Below are 19,225 nucleotides of genomic sequence, written 5' to 3'. Positions count from 1 at the left end.
TGCGACAAACGTTGCGGAACATGGGTTAGAAGCCCCTTCCTTCCTGGACGCTTCTGCTGGGGCAAAGTACAAGCTCCGTCTCAGTCTTTCCCCTGCTCCCTACTCCTTGCCCCCCTGCCTCTTTCAACCATTGCCCTATGCCTCTTGTCCATTACTGGACAATTGCTGACTGACATCCAGATGATGAACTTCCTACTTTGCGTAGTGTTGCTGTGGGAGCGTAAGCTGTAAGAATCACTTCCCCATTCTGATTAATTATCCACCCTTGCGCTTCCATAATTTGATTAGGGCTTAAGGATTTATTCTCTCCCCTTTGTTTCCTTATACCCAGAAGGGATTCCTCTCTTCCTTTTACTACAGTAGTGAGTCGCCAATCTTCCCATACCGCATCACTATTAAGTGTGTTGTTGGGAGAGGCAGGTAAACCACCACTTCCGGTATAAGTGAAACTACTGTTAGCAGTTTTGGCGCAGATATTATCGTCTACTAAACGTGCTACATCCACCACATCTGTTGTTAAAGAAACTAATCCTTTATTAGGATCTGTATCAGGGGTATTGATTTGTATATTTCCGCTCAAGTCAGGACTTGCTCCTTTTGCAGTAATACTACTTATTAGCGGGAATGATGTTGTTTGAGATTGAAAACCAAAGATTTGAGCAACATTAATCTTGACATTTCCACCACGAAAGTTTTCAGAATCAGCACGAATATTACTATTTTCATTTTTAACTGCAACAAGAAAGGCATTTTTGCCATCGATTGTAATATTACCACCAGTAATATTATTTCCAGAAGCTTTAGTAGTAATTTCACTATTACGACGCATTAGTAATAAATCTCTTGGATTTAGATTTATATTGCCTTGTGTTGCAATGGTATCGGCTGAAATTTTACCTCGGTTGTCAAGACTAATCAAATTAGCATTTACCGTTAAATTGCCTGCGGCTCCATTTCCCTGACTGCTGCTAGATAGTTCGGCGTCATTGGTAATAAAAAGTGAGTTAGTTGTAATATCAACATTCCCTGCATCGCCTACAGCATTTTCTTCTACCTTAGTTTCAATCGTACTTGGTAATCCATTAGTGCTTGCTCCATCAATAGATACCATATTTTGAGCAACAATATTTATTTTTCCGGCATTTCCTTGTCCTTCTGTGCCTGCGCGTAAGTTCGCACCATTTTGCAAAAAAAGTGAGCCTGTATTAATGTTAATATCATTTGCTGCACCTGTTCCTTGAGGTAACACAAGACTATAAGCACCACTTCTGTTGTTATTAGTGCCTACACCATCAAATAAAACAAAATCAGTGGCGTTGATATTGACTATACCAGCATTTCCATTACCATTTGTACGAGTAGCCAAGAGGGCACCATCAGTGACTTTCAATGACCTAGCAGTGATATTTACATTGCCTCCATCACCTGGTTTAATTGTCGCAACTTCGGTGTAAATGCCTCCTGGAAAACCTTTTTGGTTAACTCCACTTAAATTAATGGAATTAGCAGCATTAATAGTTATACTGCCAGAATTACCTTCTCCTAGAGTGCTTGTTGCTATAAAAGAACCATCACTCAAGGTCAAAGAATCTGCTTTAATATCTATATCACCCCCCCTACCATTGGCGTTTTCTTGTACTCTACTATAAGCTCCTCCTTCAGTTATAAAAGACACATTATCTCGTGCTTGAATACTAATATTACCTCCGTCTCCTAATCCATAAGTATCAGCCTGGAGCGAGGAAGCACTGGCAACTGAGAGTGAACCTGTGGTAATGCTAATATCACCTGCTTTACCCGTTATTTGCCCTCCTAACAGGGTTTTTATAGAACTTCCATCTGATAAAGAGACGGTATCACGGGCATCAATGATGATATTACCTGCATCTCCTTGTTTGCTGTAGCTTTCTGCTGTTAATATGGCTTGGTTGGTGAGCTGAAGCGAACCTGTAGAGATTTTTACTATACCTCCGTTGCCTGATCCTTCGCCATATTCTCGCAAACCTACGCTGCTTGCAGCATAACTGTTACTACCATCAAATTGAACCGAATCAGCGCCAATTATTACATTACCTGCGTTGCCTTCACCGAAAGTAGCTGCTGTTAAAAATGCTCCATTAGTAACCGAAACTGATCTTGCTTGGATTGAAAGGTCATTTCCATTTCCTTTGCCGCCTGGTTGAACTGCGGTATCCGCTTTACTATTATTTGCAAAGGATACACTATCGCGAGCCTGTATTTGCACGCTACCCGCATTTCCTTTTGCAAGGGTACTGGCACTAAGAAACGAATTATCGTTCAGTGTAAGTGAACCCGTATTGATTTTTATGATCCCGCCATTACCTTCTCCTTTTTCAATTTGACTGAAAGCAAAAGAATTATTATAAAAATCAACGGTATTACGAGCATCAATTGTTAAATTGCCAGCATCTCCCGTACCTAAAGTACTAACCTTTAATTGAGAGTTGTTACCAACTAAGACAGAATCAGCTTGAATTTGCAAATCTCCACTTTTTCCTACATCTGTAGGGTTTGTAGGTTCTAAAGTAGTCGAGCCAAAGCTTCCATCTAGAAAAGAGACTTGTCCGCGAGCATTTATATTGATATTGCCGGCATTACCTGGACGCTGCAAGGAATGATCGCCCAAAGAACGAGTGTAAATTCCAGATCCGACCTTTAGAGATAATAAGCCAGTAGTAATATTAATATCACCAGCATTGCCGATCCCATTCGTTCGAACCTGATTTCTAACTTCGCTTTGCTCTTCTATACTAATTGCTTCCGTGGCATCAAGAGTAATATTTCCAGCTTTGGCAGTTGCTGATCCCAAATTTTCCTCAATACCACCATTGAGTGAACTTCCTTTTAATAAATCTATGTTGCGTGCGTTGACTGCAATACTACCACCATTCTCATAAGAAACATTAGCGATCGCTCCATTATTCAAAAATACATCGCTTCGTGATAATTCTGGTACTTGAGTACTAAAAATGTTGCCATCTGTAAAAAGGTTTATACTTCCTGGAGCAGCTAATCCTGTTAATTCGATTCGTCCACCATAAGCATTTAATTGTCCATTATTCATCGTTACATTACCACCGATTAGTAATATGCTTTTACCATCGGGTACTCGCAAACCATAGGTTTCAAAACCTGTTAAATGAGGGCCAGCAGGTGCAACTGAGCTATTTTGAATTGCTCCTGTAGTGATTTGGTTGTATAAAAAAGCTGAAGGATTAATTGTCAGTAGCGGTGAAGGCGCTTCTGGATTTGTCGCGCTGAAGTTGCCTAGACTGCTGAATTGTAAAGCGTTGGCTGTTGTCGCAATAAAGGAACCACGAATATCTAAGGTACCAGTTGGGCCAAATACAATGCCATTCGGATTAATTAAAAACAGGTTTGCATTTCCAATAGGGTTTGTCTTGATTAAGCCATTAATATCAGAACGACTGCTACCTGTCACTCGACTAATAATATTTTGAACGTCTGAGGCGTTGTTAAAAAAAGCAGTACTTCCATTGAGAACAGAAAACTCAGAGAAACTGTGGAACAGATTACCGCCTCTTGTCGTTCCACCCTCAATAACTGTAGTATTGCCCTCTAATTTGACATTAGAATTATTTGGCAGAGTGCTATCCGGTGTAATTTGAGCAATAGCACAATTAGCAGAGAATATTATCGCACCAGCGAACTGACAAGTTAGGGCTTGGGCGATAAGCGAAGCATAGCGCGGGTATGCGATCGCAGTTCTTAAACCTTTGAAGCATCCAAAACGCATATATTTTTCCAAAATAGCATCCCTCTAAAGAGCTAAAAAAAGTGGGTGCAGATATCTAATGCCCGATGCCCATGTTAGAGACTACAACAAGGTACGATCGCTTCAGTAGAAATATTTTCCAACCCCACAGACTCCAACAAATCTTTCCAATCAGTCGCCAAGGTTGCATCTTGGCGTTGACGGGTGCGAAGTTCTCCTAAAGTAGTTAGAGCATCTTGCCAAACACCTGCTTGAGCATAAAGAGCTACTCGTTGACGTGGGGTTGCTGTATCTAAGGCACGTGTTAATTCCTCTTTTGGGATAATGCGTTGTACTAACCCCTCAACTGCTATATCATCTGAGCGGCTTTGGGGGTTACAATCAATCAAAAAGTACCAGTGATAATATTGCCCAATTTCCAGCGGTTTTTCTGTTTTAGGAATACTAACCCTAATCACTCCTGGCGTGTTGGATAAAGTAATAGGAATTGGTTCTTTGGTAAGAGAGTTATTTTGTTCATTCAGTAAGACAAATTTTACTAAGTTGATATTCTTGGGTACATAGGGAACGTAAAACCAAAAAGTTGGATGTTCATCTGTGGTTAAGCTTAAAACAGTTTTGGACTCCAAAGGTACTAAAGCTGTGAGAGGTTTGTTCGCCGCTGGACAATCACCGCGAGTTCCTGCACCTGTTCTGTCTCTCGGTGCGCCTCTATTTGCTGGCTGTTTTTCTAAGCTTGGCTGAACAAAACGTATTTTTGTAGTGTTTAATTGCTGAGTTTGTGCTGATAATTGCGTAATATTGACTAATAAAAAAGTTGCACTCAATACTAATGCTTTTAGTGGTGAAAGAAAGTCGATTTTAGTCATAATTAAATTTTTATTTCCAGTTATTTTTTTATGAATAATTTTTCGGATTTTTTTACACTGATTCCAGTGATTACTAATCCTAGTGCAGAAGGAAGAAATGGCATCCAACCTCCATATAGCAAAAGAATAAAGCAGCATCCGTAAAGGATGAGTAATTCAGCACTAATGAAAATAGCAAGTTTCAATTGTGAGCGACTGTATACAGCTAATATTCCGGCTACCAAAGACGCACCGCAAATCCACAATATTTCACCCCATGCAGGTAAAACCCACAGCAGCGATCGCTTGTCCAAAACAGCACTTATAATTTGACTAACCATGTGTGCATGAAGCAGTACTCCAGAAATTTCCTGGTGGGGGGTCGTTGCCATACTATAGGGTGTAAGAAAATAGTCTTTAACGCTTTGTGAGTCAACGCCAATCAAAACAATTTTATCTTTTATCCAGTCGGGGTTAAACTGATTATTCAGGATTTGTGCAACACTAACTTGTTTGGCAACCTCCCGTGAAGAACGATAATTAAGTAGTATTTGATGTCCGTATCCATCAAATTGCTGATAACCACTTGTGGGGATATCTATAGGTTTAAAGACTATTTTGCCAAGTTGCAGGTAGCCTTCGTCAGTAATATTAAATCCGATGCCTTCTTTAGCTAGATATTGTCGTGCGAGTTGAAAGTTGAGGGAGTAGGGCGACTTGCAATATGACCCTACATCTGGTGTTATAGATAGTAGATTACGACGGATTATCAAATCGCTATCAAATACAACATCACTAAATCCTATGCGGTTAGGTGGAATTTCCGGTGGTGGTGAAATCCCAACTGCTTGTTGTTTGCTACCGCCAAGTTGACAGATAGCAATAAAATTGTTGTCAGTTCGCAAATGATTTGCTAAATCTGGATATTGAGAATCTACCGGAAAATCTCGATAAATATCCAAACCAATTGCTCTTGGGTTGTAAATTGACAATTTTTGCAATAGTTTTTGTAGCGTACTATCTGATAGTGATGATTTTTGTCTTTGTTTTTGAGCCTGAATATCTGCTTCTGTGACAGTAACTACTAAAAGACGTTTATCTGCGCCTTCATCAGGTCGCATCCGCATCATTGAGTCGAAAGCCGACAGTTCCCATTGTTGCATGAAACCGAGCGATCGCACTCCCGTAATTAAGCTGGGGATCAAGACACTCACTAAAAATGTTATTTTCAGATTACGCGCTCTCAATATAGGGAAAGTAGCTTTATTAGTTTGACCGCATAATTGTTGCCAAGTTAGAGTTTCTTCCGCTATATTTTGACAAATCATAGGTAGCCAAGAAGCAGCAGGAAATTCCTCTTCCAACCCCTGTAATCTTGAACGTGCATAACGCACCGCTAAATAGAAAGATTTACCTTCAGAAAAAGCTCCCAAGAAATGTTTTAGAAACTCTTGTGCTATAAAGTCTGGTATTTCCTCCCGCATAACAATAATTTGGCTAATTTGCAAATCACTTAACTGTCGCGCTAATCCCAAACCATCACAAGAATTGAAAATAGCTATTTTTAAACCGCGTGAAATTGCATAACTCAACGAATTTTTTAACTCGGTTATTGTTAATGTACTAGTTGGGTTTATATGTATCTGACCCCGATCATTTTCGCTCTGACTATGACCTGCAAAAAACAGTATATCCCAGCCTTGTTCGTCCCAAAGCCACTTATCTAATTCCTGACGTGAAGGCTCTACTAAAAATACTGTTGATGCATTTCGTAATTGTGCTAAAATATTTCTATCTTGTTGAATATCAATCCCTTGACTATTACCCAAAATTGCCAATATTCTAACTTTATTTGTTTTTTGTTTGGGTAATCGTATTACTCGCTCATATCTTGGAGTACTTACAGCAACTTCGCATAATTGGTAATGCTCAATAAAATTCCATAAATGCCAAGGTAGCCGTTGTAGAAGAGAATCGCTTGCTTCAATAATCACTTGAAATTCTTCATTTAAAGCCAATTTCTCACGTAACTTTTGATCGATTGGGCGAAATGAATCAGAGTTTAGCCAAGAATTAATTGCTTCATATAATTGTTCTTGAACTTCACTAAAATCTACTTCACCAACGTTATTTAAACCTGTGGATTCTACTTCGATTCCCGAACGACTCACGAATCGTTTATGAAGTGCTTGATATATTAATTGAAAGCGTTTATAAAGTTCAGCAATTTTTGTTGCAGGAGGTAAACTACCTGTAAATTTTATCGGACGAGAGTTGTTATTTTCCCACAATTGTGCAGTTACAGGGAAAAAGCCATCGTTTAAGTTACCTTTTTCTAAGCTGATAACAATTAACTTACTCATCTTTAATTTTAATATAGCTATAATTCACAGTCAAAATGCATACTGATTTAATGCATATTATAAGTTTTAATCTGTTACCTCATGGCTTGAAAATACTAATTAGTTCATATCAACTTTTTTAAACACTTATAATATTTGTAGGTTAATTATTTGAAGAACAAAACCTAACTCGACTTTAAAGCTCATTTTGATTTTCACAAGCATCAACCCAATTTGTATCAGTAAATTTTATTATAAGTAATTATCCAAGTTTGATATAGTTTCAAATAGAAAAATTTTCTGTCATCCTGAAATTATCAAGAGTCAATTGGATAGAGAATTTGGTTCCGCTTAACCCTTTAAAACGGTTAAGTTGAATGTAGCAATCTAGACTTCTCGATTCAATTTGTTGTAGAATATTTCCCGATTCTAAAAGCATAACTTTGAGATTTGCTGGCAAATATTTCTTATTGCCAGTGGGATGAACTTGTACGATAATAGCAACTTTCTTGTCTTCTTCCTGTGAGAGAGCAAGCATCAGTGCTAAAGATTGCCCTCCTAATTGTACCCCTAAATCAATTAGCTTGACTCCATTTACACCTGTTTTACTAGTTGCAGAAAAACTTCTGAACTCAAATGCTAAATTTCCTAGTTGTGAATTTAAAACTTCGTCAAGAGGTTGCCATCCTGCTGTAAACAGCTTCTGAAACCATTGATTAAGGTTCACCTGAATCAATGAAGAGTCTACAGAGACGTTATTCATTGATTCTATACTTGGTGACAAGTATTTATGAGCAGTGGATACAAGATTTTTTTCTTGGCTTAAACGTTGATTATACAGTTGTTGTCGCCACTGTTCGTTGGAAATTAATGCCGCCCACTGAGCAAATGGTATATCTAAATGTACTCTGGGAGAATAAATAGAAGCATCACTCAATGTCTGCAATAGGTTTTGAGCTTCTGTTGCTGACAAATTTACTTCAGGTGGAACTTCTTCTCGCCAACGCAATCCAAGTGTAGCAAAAAGTAAGGTAAAATTTTCATTTAACTGTTCGATAGGTAAAGAATAAGTGCGATCGCTTGAATTATATTTGCCTTGGTTTTTCAATTGACGATGGGTAGCAAATCCGCATACTCGTATCCAACAATCATCATCATCACCTTCCAAATTTACCTGCACTGATATATAATAGTCACCTGTCCAACTACTAATATCTATCCATTCTTGCGGTACGCGCAATTCTTCTATATCTATTGTTTCAGTCGGCACGAATACTATCTTGGTTTCACCCACCTTAATTGCTGTGCCATTTACTATCTCTAAGATCGTAGGTAAATTTTCTTCACTAGGAAATATCTCTGCGCGTAAAGTATATTCTTGCAAGGAAACCTGAAACCAAGTGAGTAAGCGGCTCAAGCAGATGCGATTAAGATAAGCATTATAAATTGCGATCGCATTTGAGTGATGTTGGGAAAGCTGCCATACTTTTTCTTGTTCGGCTGTCTCTACCTGCAACCAAATATGCTTAACGTCAATATTTACGAAATCTGATAAACTCAACATAATCTTCACCCTCACTAATAAAGTTAATACAACTGATTTTGGATATATATTTCCAGTAGGTAAATTTTTTCTTCTAGTTTTAATTCTCCCTTTCCTAATTTAGGTTCATTTTTTAACACTACTTTTAGTAGAGATTTGTAATAGTTAACCAACCATTTTTCTAAATATTCTTTCATCCAAATATTTATTTCTAGCATCAATTTTTCTTGTAACATATTTCTTGCTTTAGTAACCCTTGTGGCTATTTCACTCAAGCTAATACCTAACTGAGAAGCAATTTTTATCTCATCTATTTGCTCTCCATAATAAAGTTGGAAAACCTCACGTTCTTCATTTCCTAATTTTTTAATGGCTGATACTAAAGCTGCTTGAATCAAATCTGAGTGTACTGGTGTATGATAGTCGTTTTCTAACCATCGTTTTACATACTGTTTAACCCATTGTTGTGGTTGGGAGATCCTTGCTATAGCTTCTAATAATTTGATTGTAGATTTAGTTAGATAACGAGAAATTGTACTTTGATTCATTCCTAATCTATCTGCTAGCTGTTTTTGATTAAATCCAAACCCATAATAGAGAAGTAAAATTTTCTGCTCATCCAGTTTCATGGATTGAAGTTGCTCAGATAAAATTGAATTAGCTTGATTAGCCAAAAATCCTTGTTCTCTTGTATCCTCAGTGCTTGATATCTTTTCCCATTCGATCTCCGAAACTTGTAATTCTGATTTAACTTCAAATTCACCTGATTGGAAAGCATCAAGTGAAAATTTTGGTATAATTGATATCGGATAACTTTCTAAAGCTTTAATGCAAATCTCCATCCAATCTTTAATTTGTTTTGCAGTCACCTTAGTAGAGTTAGCAAATACCTCATGGGGTGCAGTTGGTAATACTTTTTCCGCGTTATAACATTGAGCAGATTTTTCAAAATCCTCTTCGTCAGGTGCTATCCACTTTTTACCTGTAGCTCTAGTTGAATTCTTAACTTTGCTAATTAAATAAACTTGCTTAAAGTATTTTCTAACAAAAATAATTAATGAAATTTCTGGCTCGATAACTCCGAATACTTTTAGTGCTTCTATGAGTTCTTTATCACTCTTTTTGTATAACAATCTCCACCGGGAAAATCTATTAGTTTCTGCTGAAAACTTAATATGGTTTTTTAATATATTATTTATATATGTATCTATATTTGCACTTTCATAATTATATTTAACTAAAATCTCTTTCAGTTTCAGTGGATTATAAACTAGCAATCTAGCAATACATAAATATTCTTCCCAAGAATTGGCGTTACGGTCTTTAGATAAATCTTTAGCAGCCCAATAACATTTCTCTTCAAAGTAACTTGCTAAATGTTCATAGGCAAGTTGTATTTTATTATTTGGCTCCCAATCTGCTATTAATTTTGATTCATCAAATGCTATTTTTCGCCAAAACTTTGCGATATCTATTCCTTTATCATGATGGCAGAATAAATTAGAAAACTCCTGATGCTTTTCTTCATATAATTTCAAATTACGTTGCAGAGAAGGTTGATATTTCCATTGCAACGCTAATTGATTATTTTGGTCACTCAGCACAATATAGGTAGAAAATTTATTAAGATTATCCCTCCGTTTTGGTAGTACGGGAATAGTATTATACTTGGTAAAATTAAGCACCATATTTCTTCTACCTACTAGATAACAAAATGAGATTTACAATCTATGCAAAGGGAGCAACGCGATTTGGTGAAGTGCTAAAACCAAGAACGGAAATAGGCTATTTCGGGATGCGTAGGCGCAGTCTGTCGTAGACATCACAACGAAAACCCTGCTCCTGGTTTTATTGAGAATTTAGCGATGTAATTGATAATTTAACCTTGATCTCACCAAATCGCGTTGTTCCTATATGCAAGTATTAAATACACTGCCTTGTTTTGTGTGATTTTAGCTTTACTGAACTTATTGGGAGCAAAGCAAGCTAATTATGCGGGTTGTAGGCATAATTAAAACTTGAGAGTAGAAATCGGTCAAAATAGCTTATACTTTGACCTTGTGAGCATAGAATACAGCGCTTCCGGCTATTATGCAATATAGTTTTCTCCTTGCTCCTCTCCTATGGGAGCAATGCGGTTTTGTCAGATCCAGTAAAAAACAAGCGATCGCAAAAATAAAATCTAAATAATAAGTAATTTTATTTACTAAGTATGTGCTGGTAGCCACGAGAATTCATCTTGATAAGATATCTCAAAAAGATTAATAGCAAGCCATTCGACGATTGTTAACAAAAATATCTACAATTAGTCTTTTATACCTAGTGTTAATTCAACCAAATAATAAGTTGAGAGTAGAAGTAAAGTATAAAATTTATCAAGCAGTTTCTGGTTTGATAAAGGAATTAAAAGAAGTGGGGGAATATGTATCCAGATCCACTCCGCTCCATCCCCAATTAACAGGACTTACGCAACTGGCACAGCGCGCTCGCTCTTTTGTAGTATTTATGTACTATATAAAATAGCTGACCCATAGGCCATTGCTGAAATTAGTAACAGTAATCGGCTGTGTCAAATATTCTTCAAATCATGAGAAAATTAGTTGAGGATGCATAAAATAAAACAATAGTAGTTTATGAGATTTACTAAACTTAACTATTGCCAATACTTGTTAAGTAGTCAGATTAATTATACTCTCACAAATTTGGCAGAGCATTTAGAACAGATTAGTCATGATAAAATTAACCGCTATCTCAAGAATGAAAAGTTAACGCCAAGGTTGCTTTGGGATAATGTTAAAGATATCATCGAAGTAAGTGAGAACGCATATTTAGTGTTTGATGACACAGTAATTGATAAACGATATGCCATAGAAATAGAAACAACTAAACGACAATGTAGTGGTAACGAGCATAGAGTCATCCAAGGAATTGGACTAATAAATTGTATATATGTCAATCATGAACTCGGAAAATTTTGGGTAGTTGACTATCGTATTTATGACCCGGACAGAGATGGAAAAACAAAGATAGTTCATGTGACGGAGATGCTGCAAAACCTTGTATATCATAAAGTTTTACCATTTCAAACCGTGTTAATGGACACTTGGTATGCCACAAATAAATTGATGTTATATATTGATGGGTTAGGGAAATATTATTATTGCCCTCTGAAGCGTAATCGACTTGTTGATGATACAGACAAGCAAGAAGATTATAAAAGAATTGAATTGTTATCTGGGGATAATGAGCAGTTAAAATCAGGTAAAATAGTTAAAATCAAGAAATTTACCGCAGCCAAAAAAGTGAAACTGTTCCGGGTAACTGTCTCCACTGACAGAACGGATTTTATCGCTACGAACGATTTATCTCAAGCTTCTACGGACGTTGTACAAGAAGTGTGTAAGGTTCGATGGAAAATTGAGGAGTTTCACCGTGAATTAAAGCAATTGACTGGCATTGAATCATGTCAATGCCGTAAGGGTCGGATTCAAAGAAATCATATTGCTTGCGCTATTTTAGTCTGGCTTAGGCTCAAAGATTTAGCTTATAAAACTGGCCAAACAATTTATCAAATTAAGCATGGATTGTTATCAAATTATTTAGTTCAGCAACTAAAACGTCCGGATGTTCCCATGTTTATCGTGTAGTTGCTTGGCGCGCGGCGCGGCTACACCGCGCCATTGCTTGTGACAGTTGCGTAAGTCCTGTTGCGTAAGTCCTGTTGTAGCCAAATTGCTCAAGCTCTTTCATTGAATCCCTGTACTGTAGCTAAATGGGTAAAACGAGGCCGGCTCAAAGCTATTCGGCGTTCTGCGACAAATTACCTCGTTAAGAGTCGGGATTTAAAACGGTTTTTCAAGAATCCTCCACATTCTATTAGGCATCGGATTGCTGCGATAGATCCGCAGATTATTAGCTATTTGGTAGGTTAGCTAGTATTTTCAGTCATGCGAATAACAATAGAGAGGTGATTAATTTGTACAGTTGTCAACAAATTTTAATTCATCCAAACCAAGAATTGAAAGCTATTTTAGAGTTCATCTGTTCAGAATCGAATAAGTTAGCAAACTGCACCATTTACTATGCTCGTCAAATCTGGTTTAAGGCGAAACGCTATATAACTAAGTTTGAATTACACCACCAGATGAAATCAAATCGACATTTTCAAACACTCTATTCTCAGGCTTCTTAGCAGTTGTGCAGCTCTATGTATGAGTCGTTTGCATCTTTCAAACAACTTAACACATTGTACAAACGTGGTGAATTGACAGATAAGCCAAGTCCTCCAAAGTATAGAAAAGATGGTTTGAACTTGGTTACTTATCCTAAACAACCATTAAGGCTAAAAGACGGACAAATCACAATACCTCTTAGTTCCCTAGTAAAAATATGGTTTAAGTTAGATTACTTTACTCTACCTATGCCCTCAAACTTGCGATTTGAAGATATTAGAGAGTTAAGAATTTTACCGAGGAATCGCTGTTTTTTTGTAGAGTTCGTCTATAAGACTAATCCTGTTGCATCAGATGTAGATAAAAGCAGGGTGTTAGGAATTGACCACGGATTGAATAACTGGTTAACCTGTGTTTCTAACCTTGGCAAAAGCTTTATTATTGATGGTCGGCATTTCAAAAGTTTAAATCGTTGGTATAACAAACTCCTCGCAACAATTAGAAAGAACAAACCTCAAGGTTTTTGGTCAAATAAACTTGCTGCTATCACTGAAAAACGTAACAGACAAGTTAGAGATGCCATTAATAAAGCTGCACGAATTGTTATTAACCATTGCATAAAAAACCGAATTGGACGGGTCGTGTTTGGCTGGGGACAAGGAATCAAACAACAGACTAATCTAGGGAAGAAACGCAACCAGCAATTTGTACAAATCCCAACTGGTAGGCTCAAAGGGCGAATTAAGCAACTGTGCCAGCAGTATGGCATTGAGTTTATAGAGACAGAAGAAGCTAACACCTCAGCAGCATCATTTGTTGATGGGGATACACTACCAAAACACGGTGAAAAACCCGATGGGTGGAAATCTTCTGGTCGCAGAGTAAAACGCGGATTGTTCCGCACGAGCCAGAATTGGTATATTAATGCAGATTGCAACGGAGCAGCCAATATCATCCGCAAAGTAAGCACAACACTTAGTTTAAACTTAAGTGGAGTGTCTAGGGGGTCATTGACTACCACCACCCGGATCTATATCTGGGTGACAGCTAAGAAGAAACGGGGTAACGAGGTTTTAGCCCGTTGCATAGTTTCCGCTTAGAGTCTCCGCGTCTCAAGATGGGGGAGTGTCAAAAAGATATGTTCGAGATTAGTCTATCTCATTGACGATAAAGTTGATTTAGAAGATTTCTAAATTTGTGTCAAAAAGATATGTTCGAGGTTAGTCCATCTCATTGCCCAGTGCGGCCCTGCCCGTTACATCCAGAATCTTAGAGATGACCACATACCGCCAATTAACAATCTGGGATGTGCTTGATGAGTTGTCCGAATCTCCACCAACTTCTTCCCTTGATGCAGTATGGCAGTGCTTGGATACAGAACTGCATGATTTACCTATTGAAACCCAATTATCAACCGCAGCGCTTGCCTTCAGTCAGATTGCGGATATTCTTAAGTCTCGTGCCGAAATGCTGTTGCAAGATACCCGCGATCGCAATAGTCTTTTGGGACCAATTGTTAGCACCGATCTTTTTGCTGGTCTAGTGCGGACAACAATGCACTTAGATTTAGATGATTTGATTGAACTGCAAACACCACAAACCTTTAGACCACACGGCCCACACCAATTTTTATCTCCTACTGAGTTGGGTGATTCTGTAGTAGCACCCGTTGAGAAAGCGAATGTTTTGGCAATGCTCGATGAGGTAACAACTTTAGAAGATGTCCGCAATTTGGCATCAGATGAGGATGTCCAAAAATGGCAAAGTGCGATCGCTAACTATCTGATAAATGTCAAAGATGAGATTTCTTTAGTTAAACTGCAACGTGTGTTGCAAATGCCGATGGTAGAAGTATGGTTGGGACTATTGCTGGGTGGGTTTACATTAGAACAGCGTGGTGATTTTTATCACAACCAAAATGTCTGGGTGAAAAGCTCTCCAATCACTAACACCTACCCGATTTGATTTCAAATTTTGAACTTTCAAGCTGCTTTGACACTCAATAAATTCATCACTTCTACTGCTGACAAACCAAATTGTACTCTCTCTCAACAGCCACCAGCAGCAAAGCTTGCAAGGATGACAGATACGGTGAAAGCAAAATCCCCAATTCTTGCAACTACAAAATGCTTGAAACCCTTGATTTATCGTTACAATAGTATTAGTAGTTAACAACCCCCAGAGGGTTAGTCTGAGCGCTATTGAGCTTATTCGTTGTCAGGAGATTTCTTATCTTCTTCGTCATCCTTGTCAAAATTTGTATTGCTGAGGGGGACTTATGGGTGAATCGAAACGCCGAAAGGCAATATTAGGCAATCACTATGGCTTGCCTAATATTTTCAATGAAGTCCAATCAATGTGGACGCAGATTAATTTCTCGCTCAAGCGAGTCAAAGATTCTGATAGTGGATGTTTACTTGTTCAATGTTCTAACAACGACCGAGGATTCCATCAAGACACTATTGCCCAAATTCAAAAAGAAATAGAAAATTGGAAATGTGATTTGGATATTCCTATCTTGATCCAAGTTCTCCCAAGGGGAGTTCAAAATTCAGGAACTAAACTTTTTGATGGGTTCGTTACCCTTTGGTGTAATTGTCCGGAATTTGAATTGTGGCGAGAAATATTTGAAACTAAACTCGATAAGTGAACTTTGTTGCATTAAATTATTGTTTCCTCGCTGCACCATCATTTCTGTTGCCTCCACTCGATTTTGTACTCCCGTTCCACAGCCGCCAGCAGCTTTGCCTGCAAGGATGACAGATACGGTTTGGCTTGTTTCCCCAACCCCTGCAACAGCCAATCCACAGCCTCGTCACGGTTGGTTACTTGATGCAACTGCCGTAACCTCACACATAACTGCTGCATGAATTGGCAATCTTCATCAAGCAATTCCAGTAACTTCAGGTGTTCGATTTTTACAGTGTAGTCGCCGTCCCATGTCTGGACTGTATAACTATATTCGCCAACATGAGTTACCACTCCCCAATAACCCGCTTTACCCCTCAAGTCTGGATTATCTCTGGGCAGAAGAATGCAAATTTCACCAATATGGTAAGGATTGGGTACTTTCGTGCTTTCACGTATCCTATCTACAATATCTTTCACTATGCGACCAGATGGAATCTTATTCCCAGCTTGCTCTACTGCCTGTTGCCATACATCCGCTTGCACAGCCGGTTCCAACTCTGCTTTCGCCAAAAACCGCAATTGTCGTTCGTTGGTCGGCATTGGAATTTGCCGACCATTGGTCGGCAAAAACTTTTGAAGGTTCTCATAAACCACAGTAGCCGAAATCTTCAAGTAAGCCGCGTCACGACTATAATTGAAGCGATCGCGGCAGTATTCTTCAAAACTACGGTGCGTGGAACGGTACAGCCGTCTGTCCCTCAACTCCATCAACGCCTGACCTGCTGACAAAAATGCCCTTTCTACCTGACGTTCCAATTGCAAGCGTAAGCTTTGTTCTTCAAGAGTCAACTCTGTAACTTCAACAGCAGTCACCGTAATCGTTGCTGAGGCTAGGTTGTCTTGGCCAGAAGTATTTTCGGGAGCAGAGTCGGTTGCTGGCTTTGGTTCACCAGATGCCAGAGGGATAACTTTCTTGCGTCTAGATGGTGGTTTGTTCATTGCCCCACCTCCAGGCTGACAGCAGTCGAACAAATATTGATTTGTGTCATCATGAAATATACTGTTTTTATTTATGCCCCCATCTTTTAAATAGGTTGGGGTTTTTCATTGCTTTTTATATTTTGCACCGATGAAAGAATACTTTGACGAAAATCAGTCTAATATCACAGTTAACAAGAAATACTTCAGCTGTCAGGAGCCTGAATTCAATTCTGATTTTTGACTTCTGCCAACTGAATTCAATTTAGCTTATTCTAGAAAATACCCTCTTCAACACATGGGTAAAACAACGGCTAATGCTTGATTATTTGACCGCGAGTATTGCATTTTGGATGACTTTGTTTGGAGTACAAGAGTCGTTGTTAGAATTTCGCCTGGGTTATCTCGGTCGCTACTGGTTTCTTGCGATTAGTGCTAGCTTACTTCTGAGCTTTTTGCTCTCTGCCCCGATTATTATCACGCTAATCATTAGATTTACAGTAGATCCGTTTAGTTTCCCAGGTAATCTGATTCTCTCAGGAATTGCTGCGGCAATCTTTGGTGTGATTCTCACCCTGGCGCAATGGCTGATACTTCGTCAAACCCAGATGACACCGAGAGTTTTTGCACCGATTAATACTGTTATTGGAATTCTCGTTTACTTCCTACTAGTGTGGCTCAATGAGGGTAGTTTGGAGTGGAGCGGTAATCCCATTCAAGGCTGGAAAACTGTAATAATATTTTTGGCTGGTGGTGCAATTACCGGAGCAGCCACTGGTAAAGCCTTGGATTTTTACTGTGAGAGAGTAGAACAGCGATTAATTCAGCTTGAAAGAGACAGGGTAGAAAGAGAAACCAGAGAGAGAGAACGGATAGAAACAGAAAGAATAGAAAGAGAAAAGCTTGAAATAAAAAAGCTTGAAATGGAAATTATAGAAAGAAAAAGACTCGAGAGAGAAATCGCTTTGGAGGAAGAAAGAAAGTGGTATGAAGAACATGGCGATGATGATTTCGATTATGAGGATGATGAAGATGAAGAATAATATCTGAGCTTCGTGTTATCAGTTATACAAAATACTACAATCTTAAATACAATTTCTACTCAATCAGAGTATATTTTAATATGGCTATCAAATACCCTCTTTTACTTGCACTGTTATCCCTCTCTATTATCTGTGTTGGTACGGCTTCCGTCTCTACACTCTATTCACCAATACCAACACCATTAGCACTTATAAAGGGCAACCAAAAGTACCCATCAATCATCTGAGTTTTTCTCTCAACAATTTTACAAAAGTTTTTATTTTCTGGAATAAAAAGCTCTGTAATGTGGTATTAATATGCTAATACACTGATACACCTGTTTGAAGTTCCCTGTCAAATTTAGTCTGGTGTTTACTCGGCTTTCTTTTGCTTTATGGAAAAAATATATGATGTTGTAATTGTTGGTGCTGGCCCCGTTGGATTAGCAACTGCTATTGGCTTACGCAAGCATGGTATAAAAAATGTTCTTGTCATTGACCAAACTCGTGCCTTCCGTCAGGTTGGCCATGGGTTGGATCTTCTCCCAAATGGATTAAAAGCTCTCAAGTGTTTAGATTCTAACGCTTACGAAGAGGTCAGAAAAACTAGTGTTAGGCTCTTTAATCCTCAACAATCTAATAACGAGAAAACTGTTAAAACCAATCAGGAACAAAAACCTCCAAAGACTTCTCCTAGATGGGTTTACAAAAATTTGCAGGGGCAGCTAATTCGGTCAATACCTCTTGGGTTCGACGACTGGTTTAAACATTATGGGGAAGGTCGAGTGTCAGTTCCTTGGTATGATTTGCAGACAACCTTAAGACATCTACTACCTCAGGAGCAGGTTCAAGCTAATCACCGTTGCATCGATGTTGTGGATGAACCAGAAAATGGGTGTGTCCGAATAGATTGCGTATCTAATACAAGCATAGAAACCAACCCCTATGCTCATTGGGCAAACGAAGACAAACATAATGATACACAGTTCGAGAGTTCAAATACTGTTCCCAAACAATTAGAAACAAAATCGCTTCGAGCTAAGTTAGTTATTGCAGCAGACGGGATTAACTCTACAATTCGTAAAGTTATTTACAAAGATAGTCCATATTGTGATTTTGCACAGCCTAAATATTCAGGATTTACAGCAATATCTTGTATGGAAACAGCTGAGATACCAAGTGAACTGTGGACAGAATTACAAGATAAATTTTTTCAAGACTCATCAATTGTAACACTTAGTAATGATCGAGTATTTAGTGATCAACCTTGGATAGAAAAACCAAGGTTGATGTTATTTCGCAAACGAAGCAGTCAAGTTGGATATATCATAACTCTGGCTTTGCCTTTGGATTTATTACAGGGTAAGTCTGGAAGTTCTTTGATTAATTTAGCTGTACAGGAGTTAGAAAAGGGAGGCTTTCCTCACATACTCAAGCAATTAGTGCGTAGCTCTCCCCCTACTAATATGCAGCAGCGCCCATATTACATCCACCGCGCTACCATTTCAGATCCTATCCAAATTCATAGCAAAATTGACATTAATACTGAAGAGTACCCTGTCAAATTTCAACCATCCTGGAGTAGCGGGCGAGTTGTACTGGTTGGTGATGCAGCACATGGAATGCCTCCGTTCACAGCTCAAGGAGCTAATCAAGGACTTGAAGATGCATTAGCTATTGCAACGATTATTGCTAACATCGCTCTCGAAAATAACTGGGATGATAAGCAAGCTATAGCCACAGCCTTTGAGAAATATGAGCATCTTCGACGCCCATTTGTGACATATGTCCAAAAGGCAACATTGACAGGTTTTCCTCACTCATCAAATGAAAAGTGGCAAGAATATCACCAACAGGTATATTGCCGTAATTTTGACCAAGTAGTAGAAGCATTGTTGTGAAAGCCTCTGCGAACAAGGCATAGTTAGGAAG

The 19,225-nt window shown here is 38.4% G+C and carries 12 protein-coding genes and 1 pseudogene; 7 read left to right on the top strand and 6 right to left on the bottom strand.

Annotation, left to right across the window (positions count from 1 at the left end):
* Positions 1-151 precede the first annotated feature (151 nt).
* The 5 genes from RMY64_RS11395 to RMY64_RS11375 all read right to left on the bottom strand — a co-directional run bounded on the left by RMY64_RS11395 (position 152) and on the right by RMY64_RS11375 (position 10,178).
* Positions 152-3,778, bottom strand: coding sequence for a filamentous hemagglutinin N-terminal domain-containing protein (locus RMY64_RS11395; RefSeq protein WP_322700098.1), 3,627 nt, complete (start codon positions 3,776-3,778; stop codon positions 152-154).
* A 74-nt stretch (positions 3,779-3,852) separates the two neighbouring features.
* Complete coding sequence (locus tag RMY64_RS11390) at positions 3,853-4,626, bottom strand: DUF928 domain-containing protein (protein ID WP_322700097.1); 774 nt, start codon at positions 4,624-4,626, stop codon at positions 3,853-3,855.
* Positions 4,627-4,646: 20 nt separating this feature from the next.
* Positions 4,647-6,968, bottom strand: a complete 2,322-nt coding sequence (locus RMY64_RS11385) for a CHASE2 domain-containing protein (protein WP_322700096.1) — start codon at positions 6,966-6,968, stop codon at positions 4,647-4,649.
* A 262-nt stretch (positions 6,969-7,230) separates the two neighbouring features.
* Positions 7,231-8,511, bottom strand: coding sequence for a DUF1822 family protein (locus tag RMY64_RS11380; RefSeq protein WP_322700095.1), 1,281 nt, complete (start codon positions 8,509-8,511; stop codon positions 7,231-7,233).
* Positions 8,512-8,534: 23 nt separating this feature from the next.
* Positions 8,535-10,178 carry a sigma-70 family RNA polymerase sigma factor gene (locus RMY64_RS11375; RefSeq protein ID WP_322700094.1) on the bottom strand — a complete coding sequence of 548 codons (1,644 nt, stop codon included), beginning with the start codon at positions 10,176-10,178 and terminating at the stop codon, positions 8,535-8,537.
* Between the two features lie 945 nt (positions 10,179-11,123).
* Between RMY64_RS11375 and RMY64_RS11370 the strand changes: the two genes are divergently transcribed.
* The 5 genes and pseudogenes from RMY64_RS11370 to RMY64_RS11350 all read left to right on the top strand — a co-directional run bounded on the left by RMY64_RS11370 (position 11,124) and on the right by RMY64_RS11350 (position 15,312).
* Positions 11,124-12,137: a transposase gene (locus RMY64_RS11370; protein WP_322700093.1), complete on the top strand. Its 1,014-nt coding sequence runs from the start codon at positions 11,124-11,126 to the stop codon at positions 12,135-12,137.
* Positions 12,138-12,457: 320 nt separating this feature from the next.
* A pseudogene (locus tag RMY64_RS11365) lies at positions 12,458-13,762 on the top strand (RNA-guided endonuclease InsQ/TnpB family protein).
* A gap of 175 nt (positions 13,763-13,937) precedes the next feature.
* Complete coding sequence (locus RMY64_RS11360; RefSeq protein ID WP_322700092.1) at positions 13,938-14,627, top strand: hypothetical protein; 690 nt, start codon at positions 13,938-13,940, stop codon at positions 14,625-14,627.
* Positions 14,628-14,636: 9 nt separating this feature from the next.
* Positions 14,637-14,834: a hypothetical protein gene (locus RMY64_RS11355; RefSeq protein ID WP_322700091.1), complete on the top strand. Its 198-nt coding sequence runs from the start codon at positions 14,637-14,639 to the stop codon at positions 14,832-14,834.
* A 106-nt stretch (positions 14,835-14,940) separates the two neighbouring features.
* On the top strand, positions 14,941-15,312 hold the full coding sequence (locus RMY64_RS11350) for a hypothetical protein (protein ID WP_322700090.1): 372 nt from the start codon (positions 14,941-14,943) through the stop codon (positions 15,310-15,312).
* A 38-nt stretch (positions 15,313-15,350) separates the two neighbouring features.
* On the opposite strand, the gene RMY64_RS11345 is transcribed toward RMY64_RS11350, so the two are convergent.
* Positions 15,351-16,292: a hypothetical protein gene (locus RMY64_RS11345; protein WP_322700089.1), complete on the bottom strand. Its 942-nt coding sequence runs from the start codon at positions 16,290-16,292 to the stop codon at positions 15,351-15,353.
* Between the two features lie 332 nt (positions 16,293-16,624).
* Here RMY64_RS11345 and RMY64_RS11340 point away from each other — a divergent pair, with 332 nt between their 5' ends.
* Both RMY64_RS11340 and RMY64_RS11335 read left to right on the top strand, forming a co-directional pair.
* Positions 16,625-17,314, top strand: a complete 690-nt coding sequence (locus RMY64_RS11340; protein WP_322700088.1) for a hypothetical protein — start codon at positions 16,625-16,627, stop codon at positions 17,312-17,314.
* A 374-nt stretch (positions 17,315-17,688) separates the two neighbouring features.
* The gene (locus tag RMY64_RS11335; protein ID WP_322700087.1) at positions 17,689-19,194 is read left to right on the top strand and encodes an NAD(P)/FAD-dependent oxidoreductase; all 1,506 of its coding nucleotides are present in this window, start codon (positions 17,689-17,691) and stop codon (positions 19,192-19,194) included.
* Positions 19,195-19,225: the final 31 nt, after the last annotated feature.

Source organism: Nostoc sp. DedQUE08 (genome assembly GCF_034530895.1).
Classification (GTDB): Bacteria; Cyanobacteriota; Cyanobacteriia; order Cyanobacteriales; family Nostocaceae; genus Nostoc.
This window is presented reverse-complemented; position numbering and strand designations above follow the sequence as displayed.